The organism is Pseudoxanthomonas yeongjuensis, assembly GCF_010093345.1.
Lineage (GTDB): Bacteria > Pseudomonadota > Gammaproteobacteria > Xanthomonadales > Xanthomonadaceae > Pseudoxanthomonas_A > Pseudoxanthomonas_A yeongjuensis.
In genome coordinates, this window is sequence record NZ_PDWT01000001.1 from 1,031,769 (window position 1) to 1,048,212 (window position 16,444).

The following is a 16,444-nucleotide window of genomic DNA, read 5'->3' on the forward strand; positions in this document are numbered from 1 at the left end:
GGGGAACATCATGAGCAAGCACAATCGCGGCACCATCGCCAGGCACCTTCCGCGCACGACCCTGTTCTGCGCCCTGCTGTCCTTGTTGCCCCAGGCCGCCGACGCCGTGGAACTGGACTACCAGATAGGCATGCGGCTCATGCATAGCGACAACATCTCCCTCGTGGAGGACGACAAGGTCGACGAAACGGTCCTGTCGCCGCAGCTCAGTTTCACGCTGGCGCACGATGGGCCCTCACTGCAGGCCAGCGTCCGCGGCGATGTCCAGTACCTCAGCTACCTGGACAATACCTACGACGACGACACCCGCGGCCAGTTCGACGGGCAACTGGACTGGATGCTGATCCCGGATCGCCTGAGCCTGATGGCCGCCGACACGCTCAGCCAGCAATCGGTCAGCACCCTCTCCGCCTTCAATCCGGGCAATCAGCAGCAGATCAACGTATTCGTGGCCGGCCCGAGCTTCTATGCGCGCTTCGGCGAAACCACCCGCGGCCAGCTGGACGTGCGCTACACCAACAGCTACGCCGAGGAAACCGCCGGCTTCAACAACGATCGCTACAACGTGGCCGCGCGCCTGCGCCGCCAGCTCAACGAAACCGACCAACTGCTGTTCAACGTGGAAACCACCAAGGTCGAGTTCGACACCCTCAGCGAGTTGTACAACTACAGGCGCGAAGACGCCTACGTGACCTACCGCACCCAGTTGTCGCGGGTGCAGTTGAACGTGGACGCCGGTTACACGCGGTTGAAGCCGCAGGATATCGGCAAGGCGGAATCCAGCTCGCTGCTGCGCGCCAGCGCGAACTGGCAGGTCACCGCCAGCAGCCTGCTCAGCGCCAGCTTCCGCAACGAATTCGCCGACGCCACCCAGGACCTGGTGGTGCGCATCGGCACGCCCGGAACGCCGGGCACCCCCGACGGCCCGCCGAACGGCAACCCGGACGATCCGAACCTGATCGTCATCCCCGACACCTACAAGCAGAAGCAGCTGTCCGTTTCCTACGAGTACAGCGGACAGCGCCTGCGTACCGAACTGGCCCCCTACTACCATCAACTGCGCTACCTGCGCGATCCCACCTTCGATGCGGACAGCTACGGAGCCAGGTTCAACGGCAGCTACGAGTTGCGGCCACAGACCTTCCTCACGTTCGTCGCCGCCCGCGAAGCGCGCGACTTCGACAACCTGGCACGCAAGGACCGGGACACGACCGTGGGCGTGGGACTGGACAAACGCTTCAGTCGCCACTGGGGCGGCGCGCTCGAGTACCGGCACCGCAAACGCAACAGCTCGCTCGCCGGCCAGGACTATGTCGAGAACATGGTGCAGGTCTCGTTCTCCTATTTCCGTTGACGCCGTCCGCTGCAATGCATCCCGATTCCCCTCCCCGACCAGGATCCGGCCCTGCCGTCGCGCTGATGTACCACGCGCTGACGGACGGGACCCATCCTCCCGGCCAGGATCCGCACTACACACTGACCTTGCGCGCGTTCGACCGGCAACTCGACCGCATCGCCGCGATGGGCGGCGGCGGCAGCGCACGCGGATGGCTCGATGGACAACGGGGACAGGCGATCCTGCTCACGTTCGACGACGGCCACGTCAGCAACCACCGCATCGCCTTGCCCGCATTGGCGCGTCGGGGCATGAGCGCCGATTTCTTCGTCAACCCGGCCATGGTCGGCACGCCCGGATTCGCCAGTTGGGGCGAATTGCGCGAAATGTCGGATGCGGGCATGTCGATCCAGTCGCACGGCTACGACCATGTCTACCTGACCAGCCTGTCGGACCAGCGCCTGCGCGAAACCCTGCGCGCGGCGCGCGAGGAAATTTCCGAGCGCGTGGGCAGGCAGGCCACGCTGCTGGCGCCGCCTGGCGGGCGCATGCCGCGCGGCCTGGCCGCGGTGGCGAAGGATTGCGGCTATACCCAGGTATTGTCTTCGCGCCCGGGCCTGATCGAAGCCGACACCCGGCGCGTCCGTCCGCTACCGCGCATGGCGATGACCGCGGCTGTCGACGCAATCGCTTTCGAGCGCTGGATCAACCGCGACCGGATCGCCATCGGCCGGGAACAAATGCGCTACGCCGGCCTGGCCACGGCCAAGCGATTGCTGGGCGACCGCCGTTACGAGCGCGCGCGGGCATGCGCGCTCGGGCTGCTGCGGGGTCCGGCGTGAACACGATCTTCTGGCTGGCCGCCGCGGTCACCGCTTTCGCCTACGTCGGCTATCCGTTGTGCATGGTCCTGCAATCCCTGTTGTTCGCGCGCTGGTCGCAACCACGCGACTACACACCCGGCATCGACGTGCTGCTGGTCGTGCACAACGGCGCCGGGCAACTGTCGGCCAAGCTATCCAATCTCCTGGCGCTGGATTATCCGCCGCAGGCCCTGCGCATCAACGTGGTCTGCGACGGCTGCAGCGACGCTTCGGAAAGCATCGCCCGCGGCTTCCCCTCCGACCGCATCCGCGTGTTCGCCTTCTCCGAACGCCGCGGGAAATCCGCCTGCATCGGCAACGTGCTGCCGCTGCTGGACGCGGAGATCATCCTGTTCAACGATGTGCGCCAACGTATCGATGCCGGCGCCGCCAGGGCATTGGTGGCGGCTCTGGCGGACCCGCAGGTCGGCGCCGCCAGCGGCGAACTGGTCCTGGAAACCAGCACCGGCTATGGCCAGGGCATCGACGCCTACTGGCGCTACGAAAAACTGATCCGGCGCATGGAGAGCGCCAGCGGTTCGCTGATCGGCGCGACCGGCGCCCTGTATGCCGCCCGTCGCGCCGCCATAGGCGCCGTGCCCGAAGGCGTGGTCCTTGACGACATGTGGATACCGCTGGGTGTCGCCGCCGCCGGTTACCGGGTGGTATTCGCGCCCGATGCGCTGGCCTACGACCAGGCCGCGACCGACGCGGTGGACGAAGAACGGCGCAAGCGCCGTACCCTGGCCGGCAACTACCAGTTGCTGCATCGCTGGCCGCAGTTGGCCATTCCATTCGCGCATCCGCTGGCGCTGCGCCTGTGGGGCCACAAGTGGCTGCGCCTGGCGGTGCCGTGGTGCCTGCTGCTGATGCTGCTGTCCAGCGCGGCGCTGGCGATCGATGGCAGCCGCTTCTACCAACTGTTGTTGCTGCTGCAGCTCGCCGCCTATGGCGCCGCCCTGCTTGGCCGCTACTGGCCGGCGACGGCGAGCCGCTGGCTACCCGTGCGCATCTGCACCGCGTTCTTCAGCCTGAATTTCGCGGCCGCCATGGCCCTGTTCGACTATCTGCGCAATCCCAACGCCCATTTGTGGCGTCCCACCACCGATGGTGTATCCGCCTCATGACGACCGAATCCCCCACGCCCCTGCGCGTGCTCTACGTGGTATCGCTGTTCCCGTGCTGGTCGGAGACCTTCATCCTGCGCGAGATCCACGCGATGATCGGCCACGGCGCCGAGGTCGGCATCCTTTCGCTCAAGCCGCACAGCGAGGCGCTGGTGCAGGAGCGTGCGGTGGAACTGCTGCCGCGCACGCGCCATCCGGCCAAGCCTGCGCGCGCGCTGCTTTCGATGCTGGCCCTGGGGCTGCGCCATCCGCTGAAGGTGAGCGGCTTCGTCGCCATGCTGTGCGCGCGCATGTGGCGCCAGCCCGGCAACCTGTTCAGGAGCCTGGCCGCGCTGTGCAACGCGGCCAGCCAGTGGAAGTGGATCCGCGGATTCCAGCCGCAGATCATCCATGCCCCCTGGGCGACCTACCCGGCCACCGTCGCCTGGTTCCTGTCGCGGTTGACCGGCATTCCCTACTCGTTCACCAGTCGCGCGCACGACATCTTCGTCGAGAACCACATGATGCCGGCCAAACTGGCGAGCACTGCGCTGGCGGTCACGATCACCCGCAACAACGTGCGCCACATGACCCAGTGGATGGGTGCGCCGGGCGCGGTGCCGATCCAGGTGGTCCATTCGGCGCTGGACCTTCCGGAAATCCGCTATTCGCGAGAGAACCGCCTGCCGCACCGTTTGCTCTCGGTAGGACGCCTGGACCCGATCAAGGGTTACGACGTGCTGCTGCCGGCGCTTGCCGAGTTGAAGCGGCGTGGCGTCGCTTTCGAGAGCGTGGTCATCGGCGAAGGACCGGAGCGCGCCGCCCTGGAAGCGCAGCGCGACGCGCTCGGCCTGCGCGACGATGTCGCCTTCGCCGGCGCGCAGCTGGGTGCGCAGGTGCGCCAGGCGATGGCCGAAGCGACCTTGATGGTCATGCCCTGCGTGGTCACCCCGGAAGGCAATGCCGACGGCATTCCGAACGTGTTGACCGAGGCGATGGCCTCGGGCCTGCCCGCGATCAGCACGCGCGTTTCCGGCATTCCCGAATTGATCGACGACGGCATCAGCGGACGCCTGGTCGAACCGCGCGACCCCATCGCCCTGGCCGATGCCATCGTGGCGATGCTAGCCGATCCCGCGTTGCGCGACGCCTGCGCGGTGGAGGGCCGGCGCAAGGTCGAGCGCGAATTCGACGTGCGCAAGGAATCGGCACGCCTGTTCGGGCACATGCTGGAGGCCACGCGTGCAGGCAAGCACCCGCGCCGCGCCGCGGTTTCGACGGAGGCCGCCGGCGATGCGCGCTAGGAAACTGCTGGTGGCGACCGACGAAATGGAAATCGGCGGAAGCCAGCGTCAGATCACGCGCCTGCTCGGCGGCCTGGACCGTACGCGCTGGCAGCCGGAACTGGTGTTCTTCCGCAACGAATCGTTCCTGGTCAACGAACTGCGCCAACAGGGCATCGTCGTCCACCATCTGCCCAAGCGCGGCCGCATCGATATCGGCTTCGTCCTGCGCTACGCCGCCTTGTTGCGGCGCCAGCGCTACGACGTGGTGCACGCGTTTTCGCTGACCGCCGAATTGTGGACCGCGGTGGCCAGCCTGCTGGTGCGCAAGGCGCCGCCGCTGGTGTCGTCGGTGCGCAACCTGTTCCCGAACCAGCCGCCGTGGTTCTGGCGGATCAAGCGCTTCATTCTCGGCCGCAGCGCGGCGGTCATCTCCAACTCCCGCGCGGGCGCGGCCGAGACCGCATCGCGCACCGCCACCCACCTGCAGGATTTCGACATCGTCCCCAATGGCATCCGCCCCGTCGAGCCGATGCCGCCCGGCCAGCGCGAACAGTTCCGGCGCGCGCTGGGCGCGCCGTCGGGGCGCCCCTTCGGCCTGTTCGTCGGCCGGCTGGTCAGGCAGAAGAACCTGGGCTGCCTGATGCGCGCCCTGGCCAGCCTGCCGGCGGCGCAGCGTCCCTGGATCGCGCTGGCCGGCAACGGTCCGTTGCGCGAGGAGATCGATGCGATGCGCGAAGCCGCGGGCCTGGATGACGATGTGCGGTTCCTTGGCGAGCGCAGCGATGCGGTGGAGTTGATGAAGGCCGCCGATTTCCTGGTCCTGCCTTCCTCCTACGAAGGCATGTCCAACGTGTTGATGGAAGCGATGTCCGCGGGCTGCCCGATCATCGCTTCCGATGTCGGCGGCAATCCCGAACTGGTGGAAGACGGAATCACCGGATTGATATTCCCCGCGGACGATGCGGCCGCCCTCGCCTCGCACTTGCGGCGCATGTCCGGCGAACCGGAATTGCGCGAACGGTTGTCGGCCAGCGCGCTCGAGCGGGTGCGCAGCCGGTATTCCATCGGCAACCTGGTCGCCGCCACCGAAGCCATCTACCAGCGCTGCGTTTCCGCGCCAGCGGCCCGCTTTACCAGCGCAGCCACGCTGGTTTCCACCCATTCCGGCGACAAGCCATGACCCTGGCAGCGAGCATCCGCGGCGATTTCATCCTCGCGGGCGGACCGCGGGCAGCGCAATGGCTGGCGCAGTTGTCCGGTTTCGAGGTCGAGCATGCCGCCGGTTCGCCGATCGCACTGGCCACGCGCGATTGCGTCCAGCGCGGTTCTTCCGCCTCGGGCGAGCGCTGGCTGGCTTTGGCCGACCTGGTCCAGGGAAGCCTGGAGGATGCCGCTGGCGACGTGGATGCCTTCCCACAGAAGGACTGGCGCGGCCGCTTCGCCTTCGCCGGCTGGCGCGACGACGATGCGGTCCTGCACGCGTCCACCGACCATTTCGGTTCGCTGCCGTTGTACTGGTACCAGCGCGATGGGCATTACGCCGTGGCCTCGGACCTGCGCCTGCTGCTGGCTGCGCCCGGCGTGCGGCGGGAAGCCGACCCGACCGCGGTCTATCACTACCTCAACTTCGCCTGCATTCCGGCGCCCTCCACCATCTGCCGCGATATCCGCCGGGTCGAACCCGGCACGCGCCTGGACCTGGGGCCGGATAGCAGCAGGCTCACGCGCTATTACCTGCCGGCCTATCCGGCCGACCTGCAGGGCAGCGACGAAAAGCTCGCGGCGGACCTGCGCGAGCGCATGGTCGCCAGCGTGCATGCTTTCCGCCCACAGGCAGACACCGGCTGGGGCTGCTTCCTCAGCGGCGGCACCGACAGCAGCAGCATCGTCAGCATCCTCTCGCGACAGGGTGGCGCGCAGGTGCAGAGCTGTTCGATAGGCTTTCCCGAAGCCGGCTACGACGAGCTGGATTTCGCACGCATCACCAGCGAGGCCTGCGGCGCCAAACCGCACCTGGCCCAGGTCGACCACCAACGCGCGCTCGGCCTGCTCGACTCGGTGATCGAGGCCTACGACCAGCCGTTCGGCAATGCGTCCGCGGCACCGACCCTGGCCTGCGCCGAACTCGGCAAGGCGCAGGGGTTTTCGCAGATGCTGGGGGGCGACGGCGGCGACGAGATCTTCGGCGGCAACCAGCGCTACGCCAAGGACAAGGTGATGGAAAGCTTCTACGGCCTGCCATCGCCGTTGAAAGCGGCGGCGCGCGCCGTGGGCAAGGCGCTCGGCGGCGGCAGCAACAACCTGCTCAACCGCATCGAGAATTTCACCAAGCGGGCTTCGTTGCCCAACCCGGACCGGTTCTACACCGACGATTCCTTTGCTTCGGATTATTACGAGGAACTGCTGACCCCGGAACTGCGCAAGCATGTCGATCGCGATGCCTCGCTGGAGTTCATGCGTGGCGTGTACGCCAAGGGCACCGCTGCCGAACCGCTGCACCGGATCATGCGCCTGGACCTGATGATGGCCATCGCCCAGAACGATCTGGTCAAGGTGCATCGCGCGTGCAAGCACCATGGCATCTCCGCGCGCTTCCCCTACCTGGATCCGGTGCTGGTCGATCATTGCGGGCGCCTGCCCGCCCGCTACAAGGTACGCGGCCTGAAGAAGCGCTACCTGTTCAAGCAGGCCATGGCCGGCATCCTTCCCGAAGCGATCCTGAGCAAGCGCAAGCAGGGCTTCGGCATGCCGATCGCGATCTGGATGAAGACCGATCCCGCGCTGCAGGCGCGGGTGCGCGATGTGTTGCTGGACGACCGCACCCGCCAACGCGGCTGGATCAATCCGGAATTCGTCACCCGCCTGGTCGAACTGCACATGGCAGGCGGCTGGGACCACTCGGCCGCGATCTGGCAGTTGCTGGTACTGGAGTTGTGGATGCGGAGGTACATGGATGTCCAGTGAGAAGCGACCGTTGCGCATATTGATGGTTCTGGAAGCGGCATACCCGGCCGAACAGGGCGGCGGCGCCGAGGCCCAGGTACGCACGCTGTCGCGCGCGCTGCGCGCGCGCGGCCAACGCGTCACCGTGCTGTGCATGCGGCGCGAATGGGGCCCGCAGGAACGGGTTTCCACGGTGGACCGCGTGCCGGTCTGCCGCCTGGCCTATCCGCGCATTCCGTTGCTGGCCGGGCCGTTCTGCTGGCTGGCGCTGCTGTTCTTCCTGTATTCGCGCCGTGGCCGCTACGACGTGTGGCACGTGCACATCGCCCACCGGCTGGCCGCGGTCTGCGCGCTGGTCGCGCCCTGGTGGCGCGCACGCGTGCTGACCAAGGTGTCGGGCTGGTGGGAACTGGAGAAAGGCACGCTGGCGCCCGATGCCCGCCCGGTCAACCGCGTCGCCGGACTGCTGTTGCGGCGAACGGCGAAATGGCAGGCGATCAGCCGCCGCATCGGCAGCACCCTGGTGGCGCGCGGCATCCCCGAATCGCGGATCGCCTATCTGCCCAATGCGGTGGATACCGAACGTTTCGCCGGCATGCGCCGGGTTCCTGATGCGCCGCCCAGATTCATCTTCATCGGCCGCCTGGAGGCGGAGAAAGGACATTCCACCTTGCTCGGCGCTTTCTCCGACATCAACGCGGCGCATCCGCTGGCGACGCTGCTGCTGGTCGGCACCGGCTCCATGGAAGACCAGCTCAAGGCCGAAGCCGAACGACTGGGCGTGGCCCGGAACGTGACCTTCGCAGGCCACCGCGACGATATCGAAACCCTGCTGGCCGAAGCCAACATCGGCTTGCTGTGCTCGCGCATCGAGGGGCTGTCCAACGCCATGCTCGAATGCATGGCTTCTGGCCTGCCGATGGTCGCCAGCCGCATCAGCGGCAACGAAGACTTCGTGCGCCACGGCGAGAACGGCTGGCTGTTCGACTACGGCGACCGCGCGCAGCTGGCGCAATGCCTGGCCACGGCCGCGTCGCTGGCCCCGCAGCAACGCATCGCCATGGGCGAGGCGGCGCTGGAAACCGTGCGCCGGCAATCCGGGCTGGACCAGGTCCTGGGCAAACTCATGCATCTGTATCGCGGCGAAGCGCATGAACTCGCGACCGCCGCAGTCTCCGAAAGGAGCGCCTGACCCATGTGCGGAATAGCGGGCATGGTGGTGGCGCCGGGACAGGCGCCGCCTTCGCCGGAACTCGGACGCCGCATGACCGCGGTCATACGCCATCGCGGACCGGACGACGACGGCCTGCACCACGACGAACGCGCGCTGCTGGGCATGCGCCGGCTGTCGATCATCGACGTGGAAGGCGGCCACCAGCCCCTGTACGGCGCCGAGCGCCGCGTCTGCCTCGTGTTCAACGGCGAGATCTACAACTTCCGCGAACTGCGCGCCGGCCTGGAGAAGGACGGGCACGTTTTCGCTACCCACAGCGACAGCGAGGTGATCCTGCAGCTCTACCTGCGCGACGGAGTGGCGGCGTTCGCGCAACTGGACGGCATGTTCGGCATCGCCCTGTGGGACAAGCGCAACCAGGAACTGATCCTGGCCCGCGACCGCCTCGGCGAGAAACCGCTGTACTACGCCCACAGCCCGCAGCGCCTGCTGTTCGGCTCGGAGCTGAAATCGCTGCTGCAATCGCCGGACTGCCCGCGCGACGTGGATTCCGACGCGTTGCGCGCCTACCTGGCCTTCGGTTACGTGCCTTCGCCCAATGCCATCTTCAACGGCATCGGCAAGCTTCCGCCCGCGCATTACCTGCGCTATCGCGACGGGCAGACCAGCCTGCATCGCTACTGGCGTCCTTCGCTCGCCAGCAAGACCACGCTGGGTGAAGCGGAAGCCGGCGAAAAGCTGGAAGAACTGCTGGATCGCGCGGTGGCCAGCCGCCTGGTGTCGGACGTGCCGTTCGGCGCCTTCCTCAGCGGCGGCCTGGATTCCAGCACCGTGGTCGCGTTGATGGCGCGGCACCTGTCGCAGCCGGTCAAGACCTTCACCATCGGTTTCAAGGAAGCCGCCTACAGCGAGCTGGACGATGCGCGCCGCGTGGCCAGCCACCTCGGCACCGAGCATCACGAACTGGTGGTGGAACCGGATGCGGTGTCGCTGCTGCAGAAGCTGGTCTGGCATTTCGACGAGCCGTTCGCGGACTCCTCGGCGGTACCGACCTTTCTGGTCTCCGAACTCGCCAGCAAGCACGTGAAGATGGTGCTGACCGGCGACGGCGGCGACGAGATGTTCGGCGGCTACGACCGCTACCTGAAATTCATGAAACTCGAACGCCTGGGCGCCTTGCGCGGACCCGCGGCGATGGCGATGGGCCTGGCCGGCGCATTGCTGCCGAATCCGCGCGGGGACCGCTTCCAGCGCATCGGCGAGCGCCTGCGGCTGCCGCCATCGGAACGCTACCTGAGCGGCGTGGCCCTGATGCGCGCCGATACCGCGCGCAGCCTGCGTCCACAGGCCGGTGGCAGCGACCATTTCGACCTGCCCCTGCTGCATGAAGCGGGCAGCGACCTGGGCGCCGGCGACTCCGCCCTGGACCGCGCGGTGGCCATCGATCTGCAGAGCTACCTGCCCGACGACATCCTGGTGAAACTCGATCGCATGGCCATGGCCGCTTCGCTGGAAGGCCGCTCGCCGTTCCTGCAGACCGACCTGGTCGAGTTCGCATTGAGCCTGCCCGACCATTACCGGGTGCGTGGCGACCGCGGCAAACACCTGCTGCGCGAGGTCGCGGGCAAATGGCTGCCGCCACGCGCGATCAGCAAGCCGAAACAGGGTTTCGCCATCCCGCTGGCCGAATGGCTGCGCGGGCCGCTGAGCACGCTGGCCGCGGACACTTTCTCCAGCCGCGCCTTCCGCGAACGCGGGCTGGTCCAGCCGCAAGCCGCGCAATCCTTGCTCGAGGACCACCTGCATCGCAACATCGACCGCAGCGAGGCGTTGTGGCAGCTCCTGTGCCTGGAACTCTGGGCGCAGCGCTTCCTCGACCCGGCCACGGCGCAGGAGCACTGAGATGTGGATGCGCCTGCTGCTGGCGGTGCCGATCCTGTTCATGACGAACATGCTGCACGTGCCGTTCGAAACCGGCATCCCCGGCTTGAACATCGCCAACATCCTGTTCGTCCTGGTCGCCGGCGCGCTGATCGTCGGCGGGCGCAAGTACCGGCCACTGGAGGGACGCGGCCAGTTGACGACCCCGTTGCTGCTTCTGTTCGGCGCGCTGACCTTCGGCTTCGTGATGGCCCAGGCGACTTCACCCGGGGATGTCATGCTGGACATCACCTACCTGAAGAACCTGGTCTTCTACCCGTTGCTGTATTTCCTCTATCGCCGTTGCGGGCAGGGCCTGAAGGGCACTCGCCAGTTGATCATCCTGGTGATGGCGGTGGCGGCCATCGCCGGCCTGGAGGCCGTTCGCGAGGGTATCGACTACGGCTTCGGTTCGTACTCGGAAACGCACCGCGCCGCCGGACCCTTCGGTGAAGATTACGGCTCGTCCAACCGGGCCGGCGTGTTCTACGCCATGTTCCTGCCGATGTTCGTGGCCATGATCCTGTTCTTCCGCAAACAGAAATTCTGGCAGGTGGCCGCGATCGGCGGAGCGACGATCCTGATCGTGGCCATCATGGTCACTTACTCGCGCCAGTCCTATCTGATCGCCCTGGTCGGCATCGCCCTGCTGCTGCTGCGCCGCAACGTGGTGCTTGCGGCGTTGATCGGCGTGCTGATGCTGCCGGCGATAAGCTTCCTGCCGGAAGGCGTGACCCAGCGCGTGGCCGAGACCGAACAGAAGGACGCGGTGGGGAGCGAGAAACTGGATGTCAGCACCGCCAGCCGCTTCGAGATATGGGATGGCGCCATCGAGATGTGGAGCAAGCGCCCGCTGGGCGTGGGCCTCAACCGCTTCAAGGAATCGATCGGCGACTACGTCCCGCGCTATGCGGGTTACGACGCCCACAACATGTACGTGCTGATGCTCGCGGAATGCGGCTTGTTCGGCGTCGGCGCCCTGCTCTACCTGTTGTGGCGGATGCTGCGCATGGGCATGGGTTTCACCCGTGCCGTCCCAAGGTCCGACGCGGAAGCCAAGGCCCTTTCGCTGGGTTTCATCCTCGTGGTGATCTCGGCCGCCATGGGCAATGTGTATGGCAGTCCGTTCTTCGAAGGTGCGGTGATGGCCAACGTGTGGATCTTGTGCGGACTGATGGAGCACTACATCGCACTCAAGCGGCGGGGCGCGGCGGCGGCCAGCGGAGTCGCGACGACCGAAGCGTTTTCCGTTCCCGCGGTCGCCTCGACGCGGATAGGCGAACGCTTCCCACTGGCCGCCAGGATCGCGCCCGGTCGCTATCCCGGCCAGGAATAGCGCCGTCAATCGCTGGCGCCGGAGGGCTCCTGGTAGGCGTGCCAACGGTAGAACACCAGGCCTACGATTTCGTGGAGCGCCATTTCCGATTTCAATACCGCATCGGTGGTGGGAACGAGCGCGCGCAGATTCTCGGCCGGCACATGCCGCCAGTCGGCGCCCAGCGAGCAGGTTTCGAAGCCCGCTTCGTGCATCGAATAGACCGCGCGGCGCATATGCATGGCCGAGGTCACCAGTTCCACCCGACGCGGCAGCTGCGGACGCATCGCCAGCAGGTTGTGGGCGTTCTCCCAGGTATTCCGCGAGCCCGACTCCACCCTGACGGAAGACGGATCGACGCCCAGTTGCGTGGCGTAATTGGCGATCAGCAGGCTTTCGGCAATGCGCCCGCGTCTGATCGTGCCGCCCGCGAAGACCAGCTCGCGCCCTGGTCGATCGCGCCACCAGTCGATGGCCTTTTCCGCGCGGCGACGGCTGACGATGTTGATGGCGCCGAAATCCCTGTCGTTGCGTGGCCAGCGGTCCAGGCCACCGCTCAACACCACGGCGGTCTTCGGCGGATCGCTTTTGCAGAACTGCGGGCGCGGCTGGTAGTACTCCAGCCAGTCGACCAGCAGGTTGGCGAACAGCGGCGTCATTGCGAAAACCGACAACGCCGCTGCCGTTGCACAGGTCCAAAGGAACTTGCGTCCGCGCAAACCGGCGGCACGGCCGGCGACCAGTGCCAGCAACGCGAGAAGCAACCAGGTCAGCGGCGACAGGTACATCAGCCGTTCTTCGCCTGCACCGGAGGCGTCGCACCGGTCCTGCCACGACGCAACAACAGGGCGCGAAGGCGCCCGTCCAGCGCCAGTGCGGGCAATACGTACAACAGCAGCCAGAAGCCACCCGCCACGAACAACCGTGCCCACGGCGATGCCAGCCCGAACAGATCGGAGAACCCGACCGCTGCCAGGAACATCGCCGCGCCACCCAGTGCGATCGCCATCGCTCTGGCGTCCGGAAGCCGGCGCAGATCGCGCGGGCACATGGCGGTGATCGCCAGGCCGAGCACGGCATAGGCCGCGACTGTCGCGTACACCGAGCCCATGATGCCGTAGACCGGAATAAGCCAGAGATTGAGCCCGATGTTCAGCAGCGCCACGAACACCGTCAGTCCCAGCAAGGTCATCGAGCGCTTGTGCAGCAGCAGGCCATAGCCGCCGATGTCGAGCAACGGGTACAGCGCATACATCATGCCGATCCATGCGAACACCGGCCCCGAAGCCGCCTTGTCGGCGCCGCTGATGGCCTGCACCGCTTCGCTGCCCACGCACCAGATCGCCACGCCCACGCCGATGGACGCATAGGTCATCGGGAACAATACTTTCGATTTGAGCTCGCGGACGCCCGAGGATCCCTGGGTTTCGTAGGTACGGTTGGCCACCGGGATGAACGATTCGGAAAGCGCGGAATTCATCAGCATGCTGACCTGCAAGGCAAGCGAATAACCGATGGTGTAGATGCCCACTGCGGCGAAATCGTCCAGCATCCCCTTCAGCATCAGCCTGTCGATGGAGATCAGCAGCACGGTGGCGATCTCGTTGACCACCAGCGGCATGCCATAGGCCAGCGAAGCGCGGAACTGGCCGAAATCGACCAGTTCGCGCGAGAACCGCAGGTGCTTGCGCACCCAGTGCACGTAATACAACGCGACCACCACCGCTGCCAGCACCTTGCCGCCGTACGCGGCCAGCGCGGTGCGTTCCAGCGCCAGCACCGCGCCAAGCATCATCACCAGTTCCATCCAGCGCCACGACACCCGGGTGACCATCAGCAGGCCGGAATGTTCGCCTGCGCGCAGCAGCATCTGCACCAGGCTGACGAACACCATCAGGGGAATGGAAAGCACCGCCAACCACAGCACCGCCGAGAAATCCGCGCCGCCGAAGTAATCGATGCACAGGAATACCGTGATCGCGACCGCCCACAGCGCCACCGACACCAGCATGGGCAGCAGGAAGAAATTGGTGGCGAAATGCTTGAGCCCCGCGCTTTCGCCGCCGTAGGGATAAAAGCGGATGATCGCGTGCTGGGCACCCAGCTTGGCCACCGCCACGGCGATCATCAACCAGGTCTCGTAATAGCCCAGGATGCCGTACTGGGTGTTGTCGAGCAGGCGGGTCAGCAGCGGGAACGAGATCAGCCCCGCCAGCATCACCAGCACGCTGGCCGACGAGTACCGCAGGTAGTGCGTGCCGATGCCGACCTTCCCTGGCGTGACCACTGCCGGCTCCGGCGCGGGTATCGCGGCGGAGTCGTCCGGGGGAATACTCATCGTGCGTCCAATAGGAGGAAATCCATTGCGCGCACCGGTCCGCCGGGCATGGCGCACCCATCGCGCGCGCTCAAGCCCGTATGCATGTCGACAGGCTCATCGCTCATTGGGAATCGTGGAAATGCCCTTCGAAAGCCCCGGGACGCCCTTGGCGCAGGCCTCCGGTGGACACGGAATGCGTCGCGTGATGATGTGCTCACATTTATCAACCGGACTTAAAGGCATGTTTTAAAAGGGGTTTTTTGTGAACTCAATCTAAATATCGAGCCGGATTTCTGGCGAATACGTGAACTGGGTAGCGGCACGGGTAACAACGTTCTATAGACTTGCAAGCGGACAGGGGTGATCCATCTATCAAAGTGCCAGCGGCCGACAGGAGCCGTTCTAGATGACTGCCCATTATTTTTTTGGCTTTCCCCCCTCTCGCGCCCTTCTGGGCGTTTTTGCGGCCTTGTTCGGCCTCTTCAGCGCCAATGCCGGCGCCCAGTCCCTGGGCAAGTGCAATTCATTCTATTCGACCGGTTTCAGCGTAGCCGAAGGCAAGGTGAATCCCGCCATGCCTAGCCTGGCCAAGCCCGCCCAGGGGGCGGCGGTCAAGGAACCCAACTTCAATACCTGCCTGGTGCGCGGCACCAACCATGCGGGTACGCCGAGCACCCAGTTCGCGCGCAACGACTACTCGCGGCGGCAGGCCTTCAATGCCGACAACACCTACTTCATCGTCTACACGGGCGGCGGCTGGTGGCATCTGTACGACGCCAACACCATGAAGTTCCTGCGCCAGTTGTCGCCCAAGGTAGCGAACTCCAATGTTTCGAACGAGTTCCATCTGGCGGCCGATGCCGAGCCGCAGTGGCACCCCACCGATCCGAACATCCTCTATTACCTGCCGACCAACGGCGGCACCAAGCTGCTTAAGCTCGACGTGCGCACGAATACGTATTCCATCGCGGCCGACTTCGCCGGCAAGCTGCCTTCGTGGGCGTCCACCGCGCGCCATATCTGGACCAAATCGGAGGGTTCGCCTTCCGCCGACGGCCGTTACTGGGGTTTCCAGGTCGAGAACAGCAACTTCGGCCTGCTGGGCTACATGGTCTGGGACCTGCAGAACAACAAGCTGGTCGGCAGCGTGCAGAACAGCAGCCGCCCCGATCATTCCAGCATGTCGGCCGCCGGCCGCTGGTACGTGACCTCCTCGGACAGCAACGGTACCTGGGCCTGGGCGCCCGACTTCAGCAAGAAGAAGCTGCTGCTGCACAAGAGCGAGCATTCGGATCTCGCGCTCGGGCCGAATGGCGAGGACTACTACCTGTCCATCGATTTCCAGAGCGGCAACGGCGATGTTTTCTTCATCAACATCGACAGCTGCCCGTCCGTCGCACCAACCGCCACCACCGCGACCGAATGCCCGCGCACGGTGCTGTTTCCGACCTACGTCAACGGTTCCTCGTCCTCCTTCCATTTTTCCGGCAAGGGCATGAAGAAGCCGGGTTGGGCAGTGGCCAGCACGTATGGCACCAAGGCTTCGCGCGACGGCACCTATCCCTGGTTCAGCAACAAGGTCTTCGCGTTCGAACTGAAAGCCAATCCGCGCGTCTACCCTCTGGCCTACACCCGCCGTGTTGGCGGCGGCACCTACTGGTCCGAACCGCAGGCCTCGGTGAGCCGCGACTTCACCCGTGTCGCGTTCAACAGCAACTGGGGCGCGGCTGGCGACGACATCGACGATTACATCATCCATATCCCGTCGAGCGCGCTGCCTGGCGGCACCACGACGACCAAGCCCAGCCACGTGACTGGCGGCAACTCGCAGCCCATGCAGGCACCGAGCGGCTCGCGGCCCGCAGCCTCGCAAGGCGCCGGCATCCGCGTGACCGGCGGCGATACCTCGACAAGCGGAAACTCGACCTCGGCCAGGGGTGACGGCAGCACGATGTGGGTTTCGCCCGGCGAGCGGTTGCTGCGCCGTGCCGCGACGGCGGCCCGCCGCACTGCACGTTCGCTGGCCGCAAGCCGCAGGCTGCGTGCCGCGCTGCTTGCGGTACCAAGCGTAGCGTGGTGGCACAGCGCCTTCGAGGAAGAGGACGACCGCTGAAGACGGTCATTGATCGCCTCGAAAAAACAGCCGGCCCCGCCGGCTGTTTTTTTATTCGGCGCCTACGG

General features: G+C 66.0%; 12 protein-coding genes. 10 read left to right on the forward strand and 2 right to left on the reverse strand.

Features of this window, described 5'->3' with window-relative positions; translation table 11 throughout:
- Positions 1 to 10 precede the first annotated feature (10 nt).
- From CSC74_RS04660 to CSC74_RS04700, 9 genes are all read left to right on the forward strand, one after another.
- The gene (locus CSC74_RS04660) at positions 11 to 1,354 is read left to right on the forward strand and encodes an outer membrane beta-barrel protein (protein ID WP_162313220.1); all 1,344 of its coding nucleotides are present in this window, start codon (positions 11 to 13) and stop codon (positions 1,352 to 1,354) included.
- Between the two features lie 65 nt (positions 1,355 to 1,419).
- Positions 1,420 to 2,178, forward strand: coding sequence for a polysaccharide deacetylase family protein (locus CSC74_RS04665; RefSeq protein ID WP_162313221.1), 759 nt, complete (start codon positions 1,420 to 1,422; stop codon positions 2,176 to 2,178).
- The gene (locus CSC74_RS04670; RefSeq protein ID WP_162313222.1) at positions 2,175 to 3,326 is read left to right on the forward strand and encodes a glycosyltransferase family 2 protein; all 1,152 of its coding nucleotides are present in this window, start codon (positions 2,175 to 2,177) and stop codon (positions 3,324 to 3,326) included. The genes CSC74_RS04665 and CSC74_RS04670 overlap by 4 nt, the downstream gene beginning before the upstream one ends.
- Positions 3,323 to 4,609 carry a glycosyltransferase gene (locus tag CSC74_RS04675; RefSeq protein ID WP_162313223.1) on the forward strand — a complete coding sequence of 429 codons (1,287 nt, stop codon included), beginning with the start codon at positions 3,323 to 3,325 and terminating at the stop codon, positions 4,607 to 4,609. Before CSC74_RS04670 ends, CSC74_RS04675 begins: the two co-directional genes overlap by 4 nt.
- A gap of 10 nt (positions 4,610 to 4,619) precedes the next feature.
- Entirely contained in the window at positions 4,620 to 5,771 is a 1,152-nt protein-coding gene (locus CSC74_RS04680) for a glycosyltransferase (RefSeq protein WP_162313224.1), read from the forward strand.
- Positions 5,768 to 7,555, forward strand: a complete 1,788-nt coding sequence (locus CSC74_RS04685) for an asparagine synthetase B family protein (protein ID WP_162313225.1) — start codon at positions 5,768 to 5,770, stop codon at positions 7,553 to 7,555. Before CSC74_RS04680 ends, CSC74_RS04685 begins: the two co-directional genes overlap by 4 nt.
- Positions 7,545 to 8,726, forward strand: coding sequence for a glycosyltransferase family 4 protein (locus CSC74_RS04690; protein ID WP_162313226.1), 1,182 nt, complete (start codon positions 7,545 to 7,547; stop codon positions 8,724 to 8,726). Before CSC74_RS04685 ends, CSC74_RS04690 begins: the two co-directional genes overlap by 11 nt.
- Positions 8,727 to 8,729: 3 nt before the next feature.
- Positions 8,730 to 10,610: an asparagine synthase (glutamine-hydrolyzing) gene (gene asnB, locus CSC74_RS04695; RefSeq protein ID WP_162313227.1), complete on the forward strand. Its 1,881-nt coding sequence runs from the start codon at positions 8,730 to 8,732 to the stop codon at positions 10,608 to 10,610.
- Position 10,611: 1 nt separating this feature from the next.
- Positions 10,612 to 11,964 (forward strand): O-antigen ligase family protein, encoded by a 1,353-nt coding sequence (locus tag CSC74_RS04700; protein ID WP_162313228.1) that lies wholly within the window; start codon positions 10,612 to 10,614, stop codon positions 11,962 to 11,964.
- A gap of 5 nt (positions 11,965 to 11,969) precedes the next feature.
- Here the strand turns inward: CSC74_RS04700 and CSC74_RS04705 are convergent, their stop codons facing one another.
- Positions 11,970 to 12,731, reverse strand: a complete 762-nt coding sequence (locus CSC74_RS04705) for a YdcF family protein (protein WP_162313229.1) — start codon at positions 12,729 to 12,731, stop codon at positions 11,970 to 11,972.
- Positions 12,731 to 14,281: an oligosaccharide flippase family protein gene (locus CSC74_RS04710; RefSeq protein WP_162313230.1), complete on the reverse strand. Its 1,551-nt coding sequence runs from the start codon at positions 14,279 to 14,281 to the stop codon at positions 12,731 to 12,733. The genes CSC74_RS04705 and CSC74_RS04710 overlap by 1 nt, the downstream gene beginning before the upstream one ends.
- Before the next feature lie 451 nt (positions 14,282 to 14,732).
- On the opposite strand from CSC74_RS04710, the gene CSC74_RS04715 reads away from it, so the two are divergent.
- The gene (locus CSC74_RS04715; protein ID WP_162313231.1) at positions 14,733 to 16,376 is read left to right on the forward strand and encodes a hypothetical protein; all 1,644 of its coding nucleotides are present in this window, start codon (positions 14,733 to 14,735) and stop codon (positions 16,374 to 16,376) included.
- Positions 16,377 to 16,444 lie beyond the last annotated feature (68 nt).

Bases quoted from the DNA above. Each gene is read 5' to 3' on its own strand.
- CSC74_RS04660 (WP_162313220.1), top strand. From the start codon at position 11: ATGAGCAAGCACAATCGCGGCACCATCGCCAGGCACCTTCCGCGCACG.
- CSC74_RS04665 (WP_162313221.1), top strand. From the start codon at position 1,420: ATGTACCACGCGCTGACGGACGGGACCCATCCTCCCGGCCAGGATCCG.
- CSC74_RS04675 (WP_162313223.1), top strand. From the start codon at position 3,323: ATGACGACCGAATCCCCCACGCCCCTGCGCGTGCTCTACGTGGTATCG.
- CSC74_RS04685 (WP_162313225.1), top strand. From the start codon at position 5,768: ATGACCCTGGCAGCGAGCATCCGCGGCGATTTCATCCTCGCGGGCGGA.
- CSC74_RS04690 (WP_162313226.1), top strand. From the start codon at position 7,545: ATGTCCAGTGAGAAGCGACCGTTGCGCATATTGATGGTTCTGGAAGCG.
- asnB (WP_162313227.1), top strand. From the start codon at position 8,730: ATGTGCGGAATAGCGGGCATGGTGGTGGCGCCGGGACAGGCGCCGCCT.
- CSC74_RS04700 (WP_162313228.1), top strand. From the start codon at position 10,612: ATGTGGATGCGCCTGCTGCTGGCGGTGCCGATCCTGTTCATGACGAAC.
- CSC74_RS04705 (WP_162313229.1), bottom strand. From the start codon at position 12,731: ATGTACCTGTCGCCGCTGACCTGGTTGCTTCTCGCGTTGCTGGCACTG.
- CSC74_RS04710 (WP_162313230.1), bottom strand. From the start codon at position 14,281: ATGAGTATTCCCCCGGACGACTCCGCCGCGATACCCGCGCCGGAGCCG.